We start from the raw sequence: 16,136 nt of genomic DNA on the forward strand, positions 1-16,136 counted from the left end.
GACCCCTCCCCGAAACACCGACCTTCCTGGAACGGAGCACAGTTCATGAGCCCCACCAAGAAGCACCATCCCTCCCTCGGCGGCGTCGTGGTCGCCACCGCCCTGCCGTACTACGAGGACGCCTCCGCCCCGGCCGGCCTGGCCGTGGACTACGACCGCTACGCCGAGCACTGCCGGTGGCTGGTGGACAACGGCTGTCACGGCGTCGGCCCGAACGGCTCGCTGGGGGAGTACTCGTCGCTGACCGACGCCGAGCGCCGCACCGTGGCCCGCACCGCGGTCGAGGCGGTGGGTGACTCGGGCACGGTGGTCGTCGGTGTGCACGGGGTCGGCTCGCACCAGGCCCGGCACTGGGCCGAGGCCGCGGCCGAGGACGGCGCCGACGGTGTGCTGTGCCTGCCGCCGACCATGTACCGTGCCAACCGCGGTGAAGTCCTCGCACACTTCGAGGCCGTGGCGTCCGTCGGCCTGCCGGTGATGGTCTACAACAACCCCATCGACACCAAGGTCGACCTGACCCCGGGCCTGCTCGCCGAGATCGCGCAGATCGACAACGTGGTCGCGGTGAAGGAGTTCTCCGGCGACGTGCGGCGGGTGCTGGAGATCAAGGAGCAGGCGCCCGACATCGAGGTGATCAGCGGCGCCGACGACGTCGTGCTGGAGAGCCTGCTGATGGGAGCCACCGGCTGGTTCGCCGGCTTCCCGAACGTCTTCCCCGCGGAGTCGGCCCGCCTGTTCGGCCTGGCCACCGCGGGCAAGCTGGAGGAGGCCCGTGCGCTGTACGAGCCGCTGGTCGCGGCGTTCCGCTGGGACTCGCGCACCGAGTTCGTCCAGGCCATCAAGCTCGGCATGGAGCAGGTCGGCCGGTTCGGCGGGCCCTGCCGCCCCCCGCGCGGACCGCTGACGCCACAGATGCGTGAGCAGGTCCAGGCGGACATGGCCCGCGCCATCGCCTCCCTCGAACAGCCGGCCGCCTGATGCGCTCCGTCCGTACGATCAGCGCGGTCGACTCGCACACCGAGGGCATGCCCACCCGCGTTGTCACCGGCGGCGTCGGGCTGATCCCCGGGGACACCATGGCCGAGCGGCGCCGCCACGCCGTGGAGAACCTGGACGAATTGCGCCGGTTCCTGGTCGACGAGCCGCGCGGCCACTCGGCGATGAGCGGCGCGATCCTCCAGCCGCCGACCCGCCCGGACGCCGACTGGGGCGTGCTCTACATCGAGGTCAGTGGGTTCCTTCCGATGTGCGGGCACGGCACCATCGGTGTGGCCACCGTCCTGGTGGAGACCGGGATGGTGACGGTCACCGAACCGGAGACCACCGTACGGCTCGACACGCCGGCCGGGCTGGTCGAGGCGCGGGTGACCGTCCGCGGCGGCCGCGCCGAAAAGGTCACCCTGCGCAACGTGGACGCCTTCGCGCTCGAATTGGACGCCGCGGTGCAGGTGCCGGGGCTCGGGAGCGTCCGCTACGACATGGCGTACGGCGGCAACTTCTACGCTGTCGTCGAACTCGACCGGATCGGCCTGCCCTTCGACCGGGCGCGCAAGGACGAGATCCTCGCCGCCGGACTGTCGATCATGCAGGCGGTCAACGAGCAGAACCGGCCGTTGCACCCGGCCGACCCGCTCATCGGCGGCTGCAAGCACGTGCAGTTCCTGGCCCCGGACTCCACCGCCCAGCACTCGCGCAACGCCATGGCCATCCATCCGGGCTGGTTCGACCGCTCACCGTGCGGCACCGGCACCTCGGCGCGGATGGCACAGCTGCACGCGCGCGGTGAACTGCCGCTGCACACCGACTTCGTCAACGAGTCGTTCATCGGAACCCGCTTCACCGGCCGCCTGGTCGGCACGGCCGAGGTGGGCGGACTGGCCGCGGTCGTCCCCGAGTTCTCCGGACGGGCCTGGATCACCGGCACCGCGAACTACCTGCTCGACCCGAACGACCCCTTCCCGCACGGATTCGTGCTCTAAGAGCTGTCCCGTAACTGCTGGTCATGAGCGAGATGATTCGTCGTGTCCGGTGTGAACACGACATCGTGGACGGAACCGAGGTCCCCACGCGTGACCACGCATCCCGTCCGCACAGTCGCTGTTCTCCCGGCGGCGCGTTCGATGCGCAGCGTGAACGGCGCGGCGATCTCGACCCGGTCCCCGGTTCGCCAGGTCCGCTTCAGCGAGACGTAGCCGCCGGGTGTGGCGTCGACGCGCTGCCGCACTCCGTTGACCCGGACGGTGAAGCCGCGCTCGGCCCAGTAGGGCACCCGCAGTCTCAGGTCGAGGTGCCCGCCGCCGGTCACGGTCAGGTGCTGGTGCCGGCCGGGTCGGTCGGGTAGTGGGTGGACTGGCTGATGGTCAGTCCGCGCTCCGGCCAGTTCAGGGTGGACGGCAGATAGAGGTTCACGTAGAGGGTGGAGCCGTCGGTGGAGCTGAAGTAGACGGAGTCCTGGAACTTCGCGTGGGTTTCCAGGCCGGTGCCGCCGCAGCAGGTGCCGAGGTTGCCGTACTCGCGCTGGGCCCCCGGATTGACCGGCACGAAGTACGTCAGCAGCGGGTCGGTGTCGCTGGAGGTGTTCTGACGCGAGGCGAGGATCTGGCCGTACAGGGTCCGCTCGTAGTACTGCATGTACTTCGGGTCCGCGGTGTGGAAGAACAGGCTGCGGCTCAGTTTGAGCATGTTGTAGACGCAGCAGGTCTCGGCGTTGGTCTGCTCGATGGTCGCGGCGATGACGTCCCGCGCGCCGAACATCTCCCCCGAGCCCGCCATGCCGCCGTCGACGTACGTGTGGTGCGGCACCACCATGTTCCAGAAGTTCTCGGCCGCGGTGAAGTACTTCCGGTCCCCGGTCTGTCGTAGATCTCCAGGTAGCCCTGGTACTGGGGGATGTGCTGGTTGGCGTGCTCCCCGTCGACCCGGCGGGAGCAGATCAGGGAAGCCCTGCGAGCGGCCATCATCTCCGGTGAGCTGACCCCTGGAACGGTCTATTCGGCGCCCACACTCGGCGCCAGGTTCGGCGTGTCCCCCACACCGGTACGTGAGGCCATGCTCGACCTGGTGAAGGAGGGCCTCGTCGTCGCGCAGCCCAACAAAGGCTTCCGGATCACCGACGTGTCCGAGGAAGACCTCGACAACCTGGCCGCCGTTCGCCTGCTGATCGAACCGCCCACCGTGCGCGACATCACGACCCTCATCCCCGAGGCGGATTTCCCCACGCTGCGCTCGCTGGCACAGGACATCGTCGACGCGGCCGAACGCGGGGACCTGGTCCGCTACATCGAGGCGGACCACGTCTTCCACCTCACCCTCCTCGGTTACAGCGGCAACCGCTACCTGGTGGACGTGGTGGCCGGACTGCGTTCACAGACCCGGCTGCTGGGCCTGACCCCGCTCGTGCAGAGCGGCAGGCTCGGCACGTCGGCGGCTGAGCACCACGAGCTGATGAATTTCATCGAAGCGCGCGACCCAGTGGGCGCCGAGTTGCTGATGCGCCGGCACATCGGCCATGTCCGGGCCCTGTGGGCCCGCAGAACGGAGGAACAGCCGTGACCGGGCAGGCCGCGGACCCCGTGGTCATCGTGTACTTCACCGGCTCGCTGGCCTCCGACACCTTCGGCCCGGTGATGCGGTTGGCCGCCGGCACCCGCATCACCCGCTGCACCGCTCGCCGCGCGCACTCCGGCTGACCGAACCGGCCCCGCGGTCGGCCGCGTTGCGGGGCCCGTACGCCGTCGGCGTGCGGGGCGGCCGGGGCTCGGGCTGCCGCGTAGGATCGGTAGCCGATATCGGTTTCGTCACTGCGTGCGGCGGGCGGCGTGGAGGTGGGTCAGGGGTGCGGGAGTTCCAGCGGGGCGCGATGCGGCTGCACATCCTGCACCACGCGGCCGAGGAGGAGATCCACGGCGCGTGGATGACCGAGGAACTGGCCCGGCACGGCTACCAGATCAGCCCCGGCACTCTGTATCCGACGCTGCACCGGCTGGAAGCCGACGGGCTGCTCACCTCCGAGCAGCGGGTCGTCGACGGGCGCACCCGGCGGGTGTACCGGGCGACGAGCGCCGGGAAACAGGCACTGGAGGAAGACCGGCGGGCGCTGCGCGAACTGGCTCGCGAAGTCCTCGGTGACGACGCCCGGTAGGACGGAGGTGCGCATCTGGGGACTCAGGCGGCCGGACGGGCGCCCAGCGCGCGGCGGATGCTGTAGGCGGCGGCGCCGACGACCAGCACCGCGGCCCCCGACAGCACCGAGGACAGCGGCAGGGCGAAAGCGAGCACCAGGCAGCCGGCCGCCCCGGCGACGGGGATGATCCGCGCCGGACGGCCTTCCTCAGGCGTGAGGGTCCAGGCGGAGGCGTTGGCGATGGCGTAGTACGCCAGCACGCCGAAGGAGGAGAACCCGATCGCGCCGCGCACATCCGCCACCGCCGCCAGCACGGCCACCACCGCGCCGACCACCAGTTCGGCCCGGTGCGGCACCTTGAACCTCGGATGGACCGCCGCCAGCACGTGCGGCAGGTGATGGTCACGGGCCATGGCCAGCGTGGTACGCGAGACCCCGAGGACCAGCGCGAGCAACGAGCCCAGCGCGGCCACCGCCGCCCCCACCCGGACCACTGGCGCCAGCCGGCCGCCACCCGCCACCCGCACCGCCTCCGACAGCGGAGCGGCGGCGTGCGCCAGGCGGCCGGGACCGAGCACCACAAGGGCCGCGACGGCGACCACCGCGTAGACGACGAGCGTGATACCGAGCGCGATCGGAATCGCCCGAGGGATCGTACGCGCCGGATCCTTGACTTCCTCACCCAGGGTGGCGATGCGGGCGTACCCGGCGAACGCGAAGAACAGCAGGCCCCCGGCCTGCAGCACTCCGCCGAGGGAGGCGTCCGCACCGACGTCCAGCCGTGCCGCATCCGCGGCCTGAGAGGTCAGGGCGGTGACCACGACGGCGGCGAGGACCGCCAGCACGACCGCGACGATCGCCCGGGTCAGCCACGCCGACTTCTGCACGCCCGCGTAGTTCACCGCAGTCAGCGCCACCACGGCAGCGACCGCCACCGCGTGCGCCTGCCCCGGCCACACATACGCCCCGACCGTCAGTGCCATCGCCGCGCACGAGGCGGTCTTGCCGACGACGAAGGACCACCCGGCCAGGTATCCCCAAAACGCGCCCAGCCGTTCCCGCCCGTACACATACGTGCCGCCCGAGGCGGGATAGCGGGCGGCCAGCCGGGCCGAGGACGTCGCATTGCAGTACGCCACCACCGCCGCGGCGGCCAGCCCCAGCAGCAGCCCGGATCCGGCCGCGCGGGCCGCCGGCGCGAGTGCGGCGAAGATCCCCGCGCCGATCATCGATCCCAGGCCGATCACCACCGCATCCGGCACCCCCAGCCGCCGCGGCAACTCATCCGGCACCCCGCCCGCCGTCGACGCCTTCCCCACGGCCCCACTCCCTCGCTGCCCCTCGCTAACGGATCCCGATATCGGAAGACGATATATGAGCGGATGCGGGCATCCCCAGCACCGGCCGCCTGCCGGGGCATGGCCTACCCTGACCGCAGCAGGCCACATTTGGTCCGCCGATGGGTGAAGGGACCGCAGGTGGCTGGAGGACATGAGGAGCTGGGCGAGGCCCAGCGCCGCCACTGGGAGCAGACCTACACCGCCCACCCCGGCATGTATGGTGAGGTCCCTTCCGCGCCCGCCGTCCACGCCGCCGGGGTGTTCCGCTCCGCCGCCGCCCAGAACGTCCTCGAACTCGGCTCCGGACACGGCCGCGACGCCCTGTACTTCGCCCGCGAGGGCTTCACCGTCCAGGCGACCGACTTCTCCGGAAGGTCAGGGCAGTTCGTCGGCCATCGCGCCTACGAAGGCTGCGAGTTCGGCCTGGGCGGCCGGATCGGGCACCGCGTCGGGTAGTGCTCGCCGGGCCAGACTGGTGTGTTCCCGAATCCGGTCTTCTAGCCACGTTCGGCCGCCGCACTCCTCGATCAGGGCAGCGACGTGTTCGAGTTGTTCGATGCTCGGCTCAGTGGTGTCGTCGTAGAAGGCAGCCAGCTGGTCGCGGGCCGGTCCTCGGGACCGGAGGGCGAAGGCCACGAAGGCCCGGCTCTTACGGCGGCGCAGGTCGGCCCAGGGTTCTTCCAGCGACTCTCGCGAGGTCCCCCAGACTCCTTCCCAGTCGTCGAAGAACGCCATGGCCATGCCGGCGTGGTAACCGAACCTCTCGGCCGCCGCCACTTCGTCCTCCGAAGCCCCCCGCATCAGCGCGCCGACCATGGCCACTCCGACAGTCGGGAAGGCGATGGTGCTCTCCAGCAGGTCGAGCGAGTCCTCCAGGACCATCCGCGAGCTTCCTTCGGAGGCCACGTCATGGATCTGACCCGAGCAGCACTCCCGGATCGCGTACGCCGCGCGGCGGCTCAGTTCGACCGCGGTCCGGGGCGTCTCCGTGGCCAGCAGCTCGAAGGCCAGGCAGTGAAGAGCGACTCCGACCTGGATGGCGGAGGGCACCCCGAATACCGTCCACAGCGTGGGGCGCCCCTTGCGGAGCATCTCGTGGTCCGAGATGTCGTCGTGCACGGTGCCTGCGGCGGACATCAGCGTGCCCGCCACGGCGGCATTGCGGACGCCGTCCCACGCCTTCTTGGTACTGCCCGCGCACAGCAGCGCCACCAGTGCGGGTCGCCGCCGGAAGCCGACTGGGGTGGAGGGCCGTCCGTCGGCGTCGATCCAGCCGAAGTGATACTCCGCCATGTGTCTGACGGGCTGGCTGAGCATGGCCGTCGCCTCGCGCAACGCGGGCTCCATGTAGCAGATCACGTCATCGACGATCTGCTGTGACGTACGTTCAGTCTTCAATGCGGCCTCCGTCTGCTCCGAACGAGAACGAGTGCGGTTGTCCAGCTCGCTGCCGGTCCTGCGGTCGGACAGTGGCTTGGCCTGCGGCATCCGACCTTCTGAGTCCAGAGGAAGGGACAGGCAGCCGACGCCTTGACCGACGGCAGTGTCGCTGCAACGGCACGATCACACTCTGTATCCCCGTGGGGAGACGTGCCACGCGCCCTCTCACCCGGTAGGACCGGCCGGACGACCGGGTGGATGTGGCGATGCCCGCCCCCTTGCTTGGCCGGTCCCCTGCAGCGAGTTTCTCGACGCCATGGCGACGGCGCTGATCTCCTTCCGGCCGGGCTGCCATCACAGCCGCGTTGATCGGCTACGTCGGCATTGCGCTGACCGCCGCCATCACGGGCGTGCTCGCGCTCGCCGCGGCCGTCTGGCGGCTTCCGTGTTCCTATGGCGGATCTGCGCGAACATGCCGCAGCTCAACGTACGTCTTCCTCGGCGTTTGGGCGTGGCGAACCCACGTCGACGGGAGTGCCGCTATAGCGTCGCGGCGGACGGCCGTGATCCCGACCGCCGGTCACCCCAGCGGGCCTACGGAGGCGCGAGGCCCTGCGCCGGCCCCCTATTCCCCTCGGCCGGTTCCCGCCGGTGTCATGGGGCACCCCGCGTTGCGTTCGCATGCCGTCCGGGATGGGACGGGCGTAACGCCGCAGGGCGAGGACGCGTGGAGGAGAACGATGACGGAACTGTCGGAATACACCACCAGCCTCTGGCGGAAGGCCACCGCTGAATCCTCGCTCGGCCGGGCGCTGCTGCGCTGGGCCACGACGACCGACCACAAGGTGATCGGCCGCCTCTACATGGTCACTGCGTTCTGCTTCTTCCTCTTCGGCGGTCTGCTGGCGATGGGCATGCGGGCCGAACTCGCCCGTCCGGGACAGCAGTTCATGTCCCTGGCGGTCTACAACCAGCTCTTCACGGTGCACGGCACGGTGATGATGCTGCTGTTCGCCACGCCGATGTTCGCCGGGTTCGCCAACGCGGTGATGCCGCTGCAGATCGGCGCGCCGGACATGGCCTTCCCGCGCCTGAACGCCTTGTCCTACTGGATGTTCCTCTTCGGCGGCCTGATGGTCGTGTCCGGCTTCCTGGTACCCGGCGGAGCCGCGTCGTTCGGCTGGTTCGCCTACGCCCCGCTGAACAGCGCGTACCGGACGCCCGGCGCCGGCGGCGACCTGTGGACGATGGGCCTGGTCGTGACCGGCGTGTCGACGACGCTCAGCGCGGTCAACTTCATCGCCACCATCATGGCGCTGCGGGCCCCCGGCATGACGATGTTCCGGATGCCGATGTTCACCTGGAACGTGCTGTTCACCTCGATCCTCGTGCTGCCCGCCTTCCCCGCGCTCACCGCCACGCTGCTGGCCCTGGAGGCTGACCGCAAGTTCGGCGCGCACGTGTTCGACGCGGCGAACGGCGGAGCCATCCTGTGGCAGCACCTGTTCTGGTTCTTCGGCCATCCGGAGGTGTACATCGTCGCGCTGCCGTTCTTCGGAGTGGTCTCGGAGATCATTCCGGTGTTCTCACGCAAACCGCTGTTCGGCTATCTGCCGATGATCGGCGCGACGATCACGATCACCATGCTGTCCGCGGTCGTATGGGCGCACCACATGTTCGCCACCGGTGCCGTGCTGCTGCCGTTCTTCTCCCTGATGTCGTTCCTCATCGCGGTGCCGACGGGGATCAAGTTCTTCGCATGGATCGGCACCATGCACCGCGGGTCGCTGTCGTTCGAGACGCCGATGCTGTGGTCGTTCGGGTTCCTGGTGTCGTTCCTGCTCGGCGGTCTCAGCGGCGTGATCATCGCGTCCCCGCCGCTCGACTTCCACGTCACCGACTCGTACTTCATCGTGGCGCACCTGCACTACGTGCTCTTCGGCACCATCGTCTTCGCCATGTTCGCCGGTTTCTACTTCTGGTGGCCCAAACTCACCGGCAAGATGCTGAACGAGCGGCTGGGCAAGCTGCACTTCTGGCTGCTGTTCCCCGGCTTCCAGCTGACCTTCCTGGTGCAGCACTGGCTCGGCACGGAAGGCATGCCCCGCCGCTACGCCGACTACCTGCCCGCCGACGGCTTCACCCTGCTCAACACGCTGTCGTCAACGGGCGCGTTCCTGCTGGGCGTCTCCACCCTGCCGTTCCTGTACAACGTCTGGCACACCTCCCGGTACGGCGAACGGGTCACCCTGGACGACCCCTGGGGCTACGGCCGCTCCCTGGAGTGGGCGACCTCTTGCCCACCGCCGCGCCACAACTTCGTCGCTCTACCCCGGGTGCGCTCCGACTCGCCCGCCTCCGACCTGCACCATCCGGAAATCCTGCGGCAGTCCCTGGGGGAGGGGTCGCGTTGAAGGTCGAAGCAGTGCTCTTCGGCGGCGTCGCCGTGTTCTTCGCGGGTTCCGCCACCCTGTACGGCGTCTGGTCGAGGTGGGATCCCGCAGGTACGGCGGTCCTGATCATCGCCTTCGGGATGGCCGCCGTGGTGTCGGTCTTCTGTGCGATCCAGTACCGACGCCAGGGGCGCCGCCCTCAGGACCGCAGGGATGCCGAGGTGGCGGCCGCGGCCGGCCCGTTGGAGTTCTTCCCGGCCCACAGCCCGTGGCCGATCGTCACGGCGTTCGGCTTCACCCTCGCCGCCACCGGGGTGGTGTACGGGCTGTGGCTGTTCCTCATCGGGATGGGGATTCTGGCTCGGGGGGTTCTGGGGATGGTGTTCCAGTTCGTGACTCGAGGGAGCTGAGCGGCTTCCTCGGTGCTCCCGGCCGGAAGCCGGTCACCGGTTCGTGGCCGCTCTCGTAGCCGCCCTCCACGGTCTGGCGCACCTGACCGGTCTCTTCCCCCTCTTCCAGGCGCTTCTGCTCCGCCTCCAGTAGGGCGTGGCACAGCCGCCTGGTGAGCAGGAAGGCGACGACCGGTGCCACCACCAGAGCGATGCGTAGGATCCACGTCAGCGTGTTCATCGAGATCCGGAAGGTGTACGCCACCACGTCATTGCCGCCGGCCAGCAGCAGGATGCCGTAGCAGGTGACCCCGGCGACGCCGAGCCCGGTGCGCACCGGGCGTTCCCGCGGACGGTCGCACAGGTGGTGTTCCCGGTGGTGCTCCCCTGTCAGCCACTGTTCGACGAACGGGTAGGCATAGAGGACGACGAACAGCAGTCCCGGCAGGACGATCGCGGGCAGCAGGACGTTCCACATGAGCGTGTGGCCGGCGACGTTCGTCTCCCAGGGCGGTACGAGCCGCAGTGCGCCCTCCAGGAAGCCGACGTACCAGTCGGGCTGCGAGTCGGTCGACACCTGGTCGGGACGGTAGGGGCCGTATGCCCACACCGGGTTGATCTGCGCGAGCCCGCCGAGCAGCGCCATGACCCCGAACACCATGAGGGACAGACCCGTTGAGGAAGCCGTGAACTGAGGGACCATCGGCTTGCCGAGGGCGTTGCGGTTGGTGGTGCGGGGGCCGCGCCACTGCGTGTGTTTCAGGTAGAACACCAGGATCAGGTGCACGGTGACCAGGGCGAGCAGCGCCCCAGGCAGCAGCAGGATGTGCAGGCTGTACAGGCGGGGGATGATCTCCTGGCCGGGGAACTGGGACCCGAACGCGAACATGCTCATGTAGGTTCCCACGACCGGCAGGGACAGCATGATCCCCTGCGCGATGCGCAATCCGGTGCCGGAGAGCAGGTCGTCGGGGAGCGAGTAGCCTGCGAAACCCTCGGCCAGGGCGAGCAGGAACAGCGTGACACCGATGATCCAGTTCATCTCCCGCGGCCTGCGGAACGCACCCGTGAAGAAGATCCGCAACAGATGCAAACCGATCGCGGCGACGAACACGAGAGCGGCCCAGTGGTGCATCTGTCGCATGAGGAGTCCGCCGCGCACGTCGAAGCTGATGTGCAGGGTCGAGTCGAAGGCGGCCGACACGAGCACACCGCGCAGCGGCACATACGGCCCGGCGTAGACCACCTCGCGCATCTCCGGCTTGAAGAAGAACGTCAGCCACACCCCGGTCAGCACGAGAATGAGCAGGCTGTAGAGCGCGATCTCCCCGAGGAGGAACGACCAGTGCTCGGGAAAGGCTTTACGCAGCAGGCTTCCGCCGCCGTCCAGAAGGGGAAGCCGCCCGTCCGCCGCAACGACGAACCGCTCTCCGGGGCCGCGGGTCGCGGCCGCCCGCGGCAGGGCCGGTGGCCGACTCTCCGCACTCACGGTGCGTCCCTGCCTTCAGTGGCCCCCTCACACCGCTCCCGGTCCACGTAACGCCTCCTTCTGCCACCTCGCTGACCGTTCCAAGCCATGCATTGCCCTCGGGCCGACGGGCGAGTAACCCCGTCCGCGCGAAACACTCGGCCGACCCGAGGGGTGCACCCGTTCGGCTGTGCCCTGGCCGGACCGAGCGCCGAGCCTCGCCTTCCGGGGGAAGAACGCGATGCCTGGGACGATCGGCACGGCGGCGACGGTCACCCACCGTGACACGAGCGCGGCAGTCTGCTGCGCAGGTGCCTTCCTTTTCGCTCCGCCGGCCGGTCCTCGAAGCGTCGGACCAGCCGGACGGCTGAGTGCGTAGCCCGCCTTGGCGAACCGATAGCTGGAAGCCGATTGCGCGCCGTGCGGTACGAGCACCTGGACAGGCAGACGCCCTGCCACCCCTGTCGTGACGTCCGAAGAGCTCTCAAAAGAAGCCAGCTACTGCCCGAGGGCCGGCACTCCGGTCGAGGTCGTGGCCACCGAAGGGGCAGACCTCGTTTCCCCGGGAGCTTCAACTGCCGGTCTTCCGACATCATCTGGGCATACAGCTTGGGGCTTGCCTTGCCGTTGATCGAGTAGTGCTGTTGGCCGGTCGACTTCCAGGACCACCCGCACCCTGTTGGGCAGCAGCAGGAGGAAGTCCATACGCTGCCTCGCCAAAGGGCCAGGCGCGACCCGGATCTTCGCGGTGCAGGGATCGTAGTGGAGATACACCTGGGGAATCAGGGCGGGCAGGGCGGGCCCTCCCTTTCGGAAGTACAAGGCCGCGTACGTGTCGAACAGAACCTCTTCCGGCGGGGAGGCGAGCGACTTCGCGAGTCGTGCGCACAGAGTCCTGGAGGCGACCTCCTGGACACTGCCACGGCGGGGTTCGTCTGCTGCCTCCGCCTCGCTCGCGCAGAAGTGATACCCGTCTCCCGGCTCCAGATCACCGGTGGCCAGCCGCGTTCGGCGCACAGATCACTCAGCACGGCCAGGCCCCGTCTGGTCTGCCAGCGGCTGAGCCCGCACGCCCCCATCAGCGCTCGTCGACCGGGGAGCGCCACGCAGACTTGATCCGCACGGCTCTGTTCGAGGTTGCACCGGTCGGCGTGGTGCTCAGTAGAGGGCGCTGGGGTACGCCCGGCCGCTCTCGCCGTCGGCCTGTCATGGGTGGAGCTGGTCATCCGGCGGAAATGGGTGGGCTTCTCGCTGGTCCAGGCCCGTTCCCATTCCTCCGGTGAGCGAGTCACTGATGACCTGGGCAGCGGTCAGGCTGATGACCTGGCGGCTCACCCGCCGCTAGCCCCGTCCCGCTGATCGGCAAAGCGTCACTGCGTACTGCCTCGCGCAAGCCGCATGAGGCAGTTGCTCACCCCCGGCAGCTCCGCATCAGTGCGCCCCTGGGCGCCGCACTGCCCTGTCCGGGGCCCCACCGCGCGTATCGGGTTACGGATGGAACCGCCATCGGCCTTCAGAGACGACATCCACCTTGCCATCCCTGACGCGGATGGCTGTTTCGTCGTCGATGAAGTAGATCGGGAAGTCCGCTCGCGCAGCGATGCGATCAGCCCAGGCGTCGTCCCGCTCGGGGAAGTCCGGCGAGTACAGGTGGGGCTTGAGATACCAGTCGAAGAGGCCGAACGGTGGCTGCACGGTCGTCGCGCCGAGCACGTGGAGGTCCGTGGCGTCTCCGATGATGTCGGCAGAGTGTCCGGTGAGATTGCGGCTGAAGATCATTGATCCGGCGCTGACCCCCACGTAGACGCGGCTCTCCAGCGCCTTGAGGAAGCCGTCGGCCAGGCCGTTGCCGGTGATGCTGCGCGCGAGGTGGTAGTGGCTGCCGCCTTCGACGTAGATGACGTCGGCGTGGAGCAGCCGGTCGAGCACCATCTGCCGGGGCAGGCCGTTCAGCTCCAGGATGTTGAACTCCCGCCAGCCGAGGCCGTGCAGCCGGTTCATGTCCGCGACGACCCACCCGTGGTCTCCGGGTTCGGCGACTGATGCGGTGGGCACGTACACGACGTTCGCCGATCCGAACGGCCTGCCCAGCATGTCCCGCAGCGCATCCCGCAGCGTCTCGTTACGCAGGCCACTTGCCGTCAACAGAAAGTTCATTTGGCGAGCCAAGCACGACTCACGGGCGCGCGCAACAAACCCAGGATCCACCGATAAGGTAATGTCATGGCCACATCATGAGCGTGCTGCCAGGGTGCATCCAGCCTGGTCACGGTCCAGCCGGTCGGCTGCCGGCTCCATCTGTCGCCGCTGATCGCGCGTAAGGCCCGTTGCCAGGGCGTGCCGTTGGCCGAACGGTCACGGTGACCGCGCCGTTCCTCACATCTCGCAGCGGCGTGCGGACGAACAGCGGGGCCGGACGGGTGATCCTCTCCGGCCCCGCTGTCGTCTGTTCGCGGTGGCCGCTCACATCAGCAGCCGGGGGAGTCATCCGCAGCCGGGATAGTCGTCCGCAGCCATCCGTTTGAACGCAGCCTGCGATCCCGATCCGAAGATCCCGTCGATCGCGCCGGTGTAGCCCCAGGCTTCCTTGAGGAGGCGTTGCAGGGCCTTCTTCGTGCCGGTGCCGACGATGCCGTCGATCGCGCCGGTGTAGCCGTAGTTGGCTTGGAGATTGCGCTGGAAGGCCTTCCAGCTGTTGGTCCCGAGTTGCCCGTCGATCGCGCCGGTGTAGCCGTAGCCCCGCAGCCAGCACTGGATGTTCTTGGCCTCGGTCGTGTTCAGGCCCAGGTTGTTCACTGCCAGCGGAGTGACAGCCTCAGTGCCCACCGCTGGCTTCGAGACCGACGCGGGCGCCGCGAAGCTTGCGCCCGCCCCTGCCAGGCTTCCCGCGGCGATACCAGCGACGGCAATGGTGCTGACGAGCCCCCTCGTCAAAACTCGCATCCGTTTACCCCTTTCTGCTTGAGTTGGAAATACGGCACCTGGCGGGCCTGGTGTGCCTATTCATGGGTCGCCGGGCGAACCAGTGTCCGAAAGCGGGACTCGGGAGCTGAAAACCTGGGCGCCCATTAATGACAAGTGCAGCACCCCAGGAATTGTTCAGCACCCGACTCCGTTACGGTAAAGAACTGATGCACGCATGCGGCGCTGGATGTCCGGATCGGCCACCGGCCCTTTCCTTCATGATGGCCAGGCCGGCCCGGGACCCGTCCCGGTGACCTGCACGGCCACCGGTTCTGGCCCCCATGAGGGCCAGACCCGCCCGGGAATTCGGCGGGCTCGACTCCAGCCGAGGTCAGTACCCGAGCCCGAGCCGAACACCCTGAGGCCAGTTGATCTGGTCCTCACTGTGTGCTGACCCGTCGCCGCCGTGGAAGGTCTGGGGCGAGAATCGGAGCCCAGGGTGCTGACGAAGGGGAGATGGCCGTGAGGCACACACTGAACTTGTGGCGTCAACAGCTCGGCGAAGTGCCTGAGTCGGTCTGGCGACAGACTGAGCTCGATGTGCTGGTTCTCGCGGACAACGGACTCACGGTCCTCCCGCCGGACATCGGGCAGCTCCACCGGCTGAAAACCCTGGACCTGGGCCATAACGCGCTGATGTCGGTGCCTGAAGAACTGGGCAAGCTGACCGAGCTCAGCGATTGCCTCTACCTGCACGACAACCAGCTGTCTCGGCTCCCCGACTCTCTGGGTAACCTGACCCGTTTGCGTTACCTCAACGTTGGCGAGAACCACCTCACCACCCTGCCGGAGACCATAGGTCGGATGAGTGGCCTCATCGAGTTCAGGGCGCGGCACAACCGGCTCACCGTCCTGCCCGACGCCATCGGCCGGCTCGGCAGCCTGCGTGAGCTGTGGCTCCGAGGGAACGCGATCGAGCACTTGCCGTCGTCAGCGGCCAAGCTGCACGAACTGCGTCACCTGGACCTGCGCGAGAATTCCCTGACCGAGGTGCCGGATTCGCTCGCCGGTCTCCCGCGACTGCGTCAGATCGACCTGCGGAGCAACAACCTCGGCCGGCTGCCCGACTGGCTCGCCCTGATGCCGTCGCTGGAGAAGCTGGATCTGCGTTGGAACGAGGTCGATCCCTCCCTGCCACTCCTCAGCAAGCTGGAGCGGCTGGGGTGCGTCGTCTTGACCTGACAGCGACGCCCCCTCGCGCCACAGTGCTGCTGTTTCTCGGGTTCTGGCTCAGCTTCTGTGACGCCTACCTGCGGTGACCGCCGAAGTCCACACCGGATAGGACCCCATCCACGCAAGCGAATTCGATCTCTGTTCCGGTCACCACCGCACTCTGACTCGGAGAAGACAGCCAGTGCAACCGTTTTTCTCACGAAGTCGGGCCGTGGCCTCCCGGCGTTGCTGGGGCTCGATCCGGCTGTGCTCGACCTCCCGGTTCTGGGCTCGGGTCAGCTTGGCGGCCACATCGGCGTGGGTGAACCGCCGACAGGTTCCGCTTGAGGAGGTCCGGCGCGGCAGCGTGTGTGTCCATGTAGTGGGGCAAAGCCCAAGGAGGCTTGATTGTTAACCTGGCAACGGTTAGTGTGTTAACTATGGGCAGATTGAAGCGTGAGAGCACGTTGGAGCTGATGCGGTGGATTGTGTGGGGGCAGCGACGCATCGCTGACGACTGGATACGGGAACGCGGCCTCACGCACGAGCAGAGTGCCGTGCTGGCGTACCTGTCGAAGAATCCGGATGCCATTCAGCGTGACGTCGCGCGGGCCATGCGCACCAGTGCGCCGAGCGTCTCGCGGCTCCTGGCCGGACTCGAGCGGCGCGGACTCGTGGAGCGCCAGACGCAGGAGGATGACACGCGCAGCCGTCGGGTGCGCGCCACTCCAGCGGGCTCCGAACTGATCCAGGGTTTCGAAGAGGCCATGGACCGTGTCGAGGAGTCGATCCTCGCGCCGCTGGGCGCCGCAGAGCAGGCGCGGCTCCATGAATTCCTGGAACAGCTCGCGTCCCGGATCGAGCCTCCCCGCTCTCCCTGACCCGGCTCTACTGCTCCGCACGGCGGCCGGGAGCCTCTCGGGCAGG

Annotated in this window: 17 protein-coding genes; 10 read left to right on the top strand and 7 right to left on the bottom strand. The window is 68.4% G+C overall.

Annotation, left to right across the window (positions count from 1 at the left end; translation table 11 throughout):
• Window positions 1-45 precede the first annotated feature (45 nt).
• Together N6H00_RS39455 and N6H00_RS39460 are read left to right on the top strand one after the other, a co-directional pair.
• Window positions 46-978, top strand: coding sequence for a dihydrodipicolinate synthase family protein (locus N6H00_RS39455; protein WP_268976722.1), 933 nt, complete (start codon window positions 46-48; stop codon window positions 976-978).
• Entirely contained in the window at window positions 978-1,979 is a 1,002-nt protein-coding gene (locus tag N6H00_RS39460; protein ID WP_268976723.1) for a proline racemase family protein, read from the top strand. Before N6H00_RS39455 ends, N6H00_RS39460 begins: the two co-directional genes overlap by 1 nt.
• Here the strand turns inward: N6H00_RS39460 and N6H00_RS39465 are convergent.
• Window positions 1,976-2,305: a beta-L-arabinofuranosidase domain-containing protein gene (locus tag N6H00_RS39465; RefSeq protein ID WP_268976724.1), complete on the bottom strand. Its 330-nt coding sequence runs from the start codon at window positions 2,303-2,305 to the stop codon at window positions 1,976-1,978. The genes N6H00_RS39460 and N6H00_RS39465 overlap by 4 nt on opposite strands.
• A 2-nt stretch (window positions 2,306-2,307) precedes the next feature.
• Window positions 2,308-2,808 carry a beta-L-arabinofuranosidase domain-containing protein gene (locus N6H00_RS39470; protein WP_268976725.1) on the bottom strand — a complete coding sequence of 167 codons (501 nt, stop codon included), beginning with the start codon at window positions 2,806-2,808 and terminating at the stop codon, window positions 2,308-2,310.
• A 90-nt stretch (window positions 2,809-2,898) separates the two neighbouring features.
• On the opposite strand from N6H00_RS39470, the gene N6H00_RS39475 reads away from it, so the two are divergent.
• From N6H00_RS39475 to N6H00_RS39485, 3 genes are all read left to right on the top strand, one after another.
• Window positions 2,899-3,552, top strand: coding sequence for a GntR family transcriptional regulator (locus tag N6H00_RS39475; protein ID WP_268976726.1), 654 nt, complete (start codon window positions 2,899-2,901; stop codon window positions 3,550-3,552).
• On the top strand, window positions 3,549-3,689 hold the full coding sequence (locus tag N6H00_RS39480) for a hypothetical protein (RefSeq protein WP_268976727.1): 141 nt from the start codon (window positions 3,549-3,551) through the stop codon (window positions 3,687-3,689). Before N6H00_RS39475 ends, N6H00_RS39480 begins: the two co-directional genes overlap by 4 nt.
• Window positions 3,690-3,835: 146 nt before the next feature.
• Window positions 3,836-4,141: a PadR family transcriptional regulator gene (locus N6H00_RS39485; RefSeq protein WP_268976728.1), complete on the top strand. Its 306-nt coding sequence runs from the start codon at window positions 3,836-3,838 to the stop codon at window positions 4,139-4,141.
• A 23-nt stretch (window positions 4,142-4,164) separates the two neighbouring features.
• On the opposite strand, the gene N6H00_RS39490 is transcribed toward N6H00_RS39485, so the two are convergent.
• Window positions 4,165-5,442 carry an APC family permease gene (locus N6H00_RS39490; protein WP_268976729.1) on the bottom strand — a complete coding sequence of 426 codons (1,278 nt, stop codon included), beginning with the start codon at window positions 5,440-5,442 and terminating at the stop codon, window positions 4,165-4,167.
• Between the two features lie 159 nt (window positions 5,443-5,601).
• On the opposite strand from N6H00_RS39490, the gene N6H00_RS39495 reads away from it, so the two are divergent.
• Entirely contained in the window at window positions 5,602-5,919 is a 318-nt protein-coding gene (locus tag N6H00_RS39495) for a hypothetical protein (protein WP_268976730.1), read from the top strand.
• Here N6H00_RS39495 and N6H00_RS39500 read toward each other — a convergent pair.
• Window positions 5,839-6,861, bottom strand: a complete 1,023-nt coding sequence (locus tag N6H00_RS39500) for a polyprenyl synthetase family protein (RefSeq protein ID WP_268976731.1) — start codon at window positions 6,859-6,861, stop codon at window positions 5,839-5,841. The genes N6H00_RS39495 and N6H00_RS39500 overlap by 81 nt on opposite strands.
• Window positions 6,862-7,583: 722 nt before the next feature.
• Here N6H00_RS39500 and ctaD point away from each other — a divergent pair.
• Window positions 7,584-9,257, top strand: coding sequence for an aa3-type cytochrome oxidase subunit I (ctaD, locus tag N6H00_RS39505; protein ID WP_268976732.1), 1,674 nt, complete (start codon window positions 7,584-7,586; stop codon window positions 9,255-9,257).
• The gene (gene ctaF, locus N6H00_RS39510; protein ID WP_268976733.1) at window positions 9,254-9,646 is read left to right on the top strand and encodes an aa3-type cytochrome oxidase subunit IV; all 393 of its coding nucleotides are present in this window, start codon (window positions 9,254-9,256) and stop codon (window positions 9,644-9,646) included. Before ctaD ends, ctaF begins: the two co-directional genes overlap by 4 nt.
• Here the strand turns inward: ctaF and qcrB are convergent.
• The 3 genes from qcrB to N6H00_RS39525 all read right to left on the bottom strand — a co-directional run bounded on the left by qcrB (window position 9,576) and on the right by N6H00_RS39525 (window position 14,036).
• Window positions 9,576-11,087, bottom strand: coding sequence for a cytochrome bc1 complex cytochrome b subunit (gene qcrB, locus N6H00_RS39515; RefSeq protein ID WP_443073266.1), 1,512 nt, complete (start codon window positions 11,085-11,087; stop codon window positions 9,576-9,578). The genes ctaF and qcrB overlap by 71 nt on opposite strands.
• Before the next feature lie 1,494 nt (window positions 11,088-12,581).
• On the bottom strand, window positions 12,582-13,250 hold the full coding sequence (locus N6H00_RS39520; protein ID WP_268976734.1) for a Type 1 glutamine amidotransferase-like domain-containing protein: 669 nt from the start codon (window positions 13,248-13,250) through the stop codon (window positions 12,582-12,584).
• Window positions 13,251-13,577: 327 nt separating this feature from the next.
• Window positions 13,578-14,036, bottom strand: a complete 459-nt coding sequence (locus tag N6H00_RS39525) for a peptidoglycan-binding domain-containing protein (protein ID WP_268976735.1) — start codon at window positions 14,034-14,036, stop codon at window positions 13,578-13,580.
• 477 nt (window positions 14,037-14,513) lie between these two features.
• Between N6H00_RS39525 and N6H00_RS39530 the strand changes: the two genes are divergently transcribed.
• Window positions 14,514-15,239, top strand: a complete 726-nt coding sequence (locus N6H00_RS39530; RefSeq protein WP_268976736.1) for a leucine-rich repeat domain-containing protein — start codon at window positions 14,514-14,516, stop codon at window positions 15,237-15,239.
• Window positions 15,240-15,649: 410 nt separating this feature from the next.
• Entirely contained in the window at window positions 15,650-16,090 is a 441-nt protein-coding gene (locus N6H00_RS39535; RefSeq protein WP_268976737.1) for a MarR family winged helix-turn-helix transcriptional regulator, read from the top strand.
• The last annotated feature ends 46 nt before the right edge of the window (window positions 16,091-16,136 follow it).

It is taken from the genome of Streptomyces sp. S465, assembly GCF_026898115.1.
Classification (GTDB): domain Bacteria; phylum Actinomycetota; class Actinomycetes; order Streptomycetales; family Streptomycetaceae; genus Streptomyces; species Streptomyces luomodiensis.

Coding starts and splice junctions, on each gene's coding strand:
- N6H00_RS39455 (WP_268976722.1), top strand. CDS start 46: ATGAGCCCCACCAAGAAGCACCATCCCTCCCTCGGCGGCGTCGTGGTC.
- N6H00_RS39460 (WP_268976723.1), top strand. CDS start 978: ATGCGCTCCGTCCGTACGATCAGCGCGGTCGACTCGCACACCGAGGGC.
- N6H00_RS39530 (WP_268976736.1), top strand. CDS start 14,514: ATGGCCGTGAGGCACACACTGAACTTGTGGCGTCAACAGCTCGGCGAA.
- N6H00_RS39470 (WP_268976725.1), bottom strand. CDS start 2,808: ATGGTGGTGCCGCACCACACGTACGTCGACGGCGGCATGGCGGGCTCG.
- N6H00_RS39525 (WP_268976735.1), bottom strand. CDS start 14,036: ATGCGAGTTTTGACGAGGGGGCTCGTCAGCACCATTGCCGTCGCTGGT.
- ctaD (WP_268976732.1), top strand. CDS start 7,584: ATGACGGAACTGTCGGAATACACCACCAGCCTCTGGCGGAAGGCCACC.
- N6H00_RS39520 (WP_268976734.1), bottom strand. CDS start 13,250: ATGAACTTTCTGTTGACGGCAAGTGGCCTGCGTAACGAGACGCTGCGG.
- N6H00_RS39535 (WP_268976737.1), top strand. CDS start 15,650: ATGGGCAGATTGAAGCGTGAGAGCACGTTGGAGCTGATGCGGTGGATT.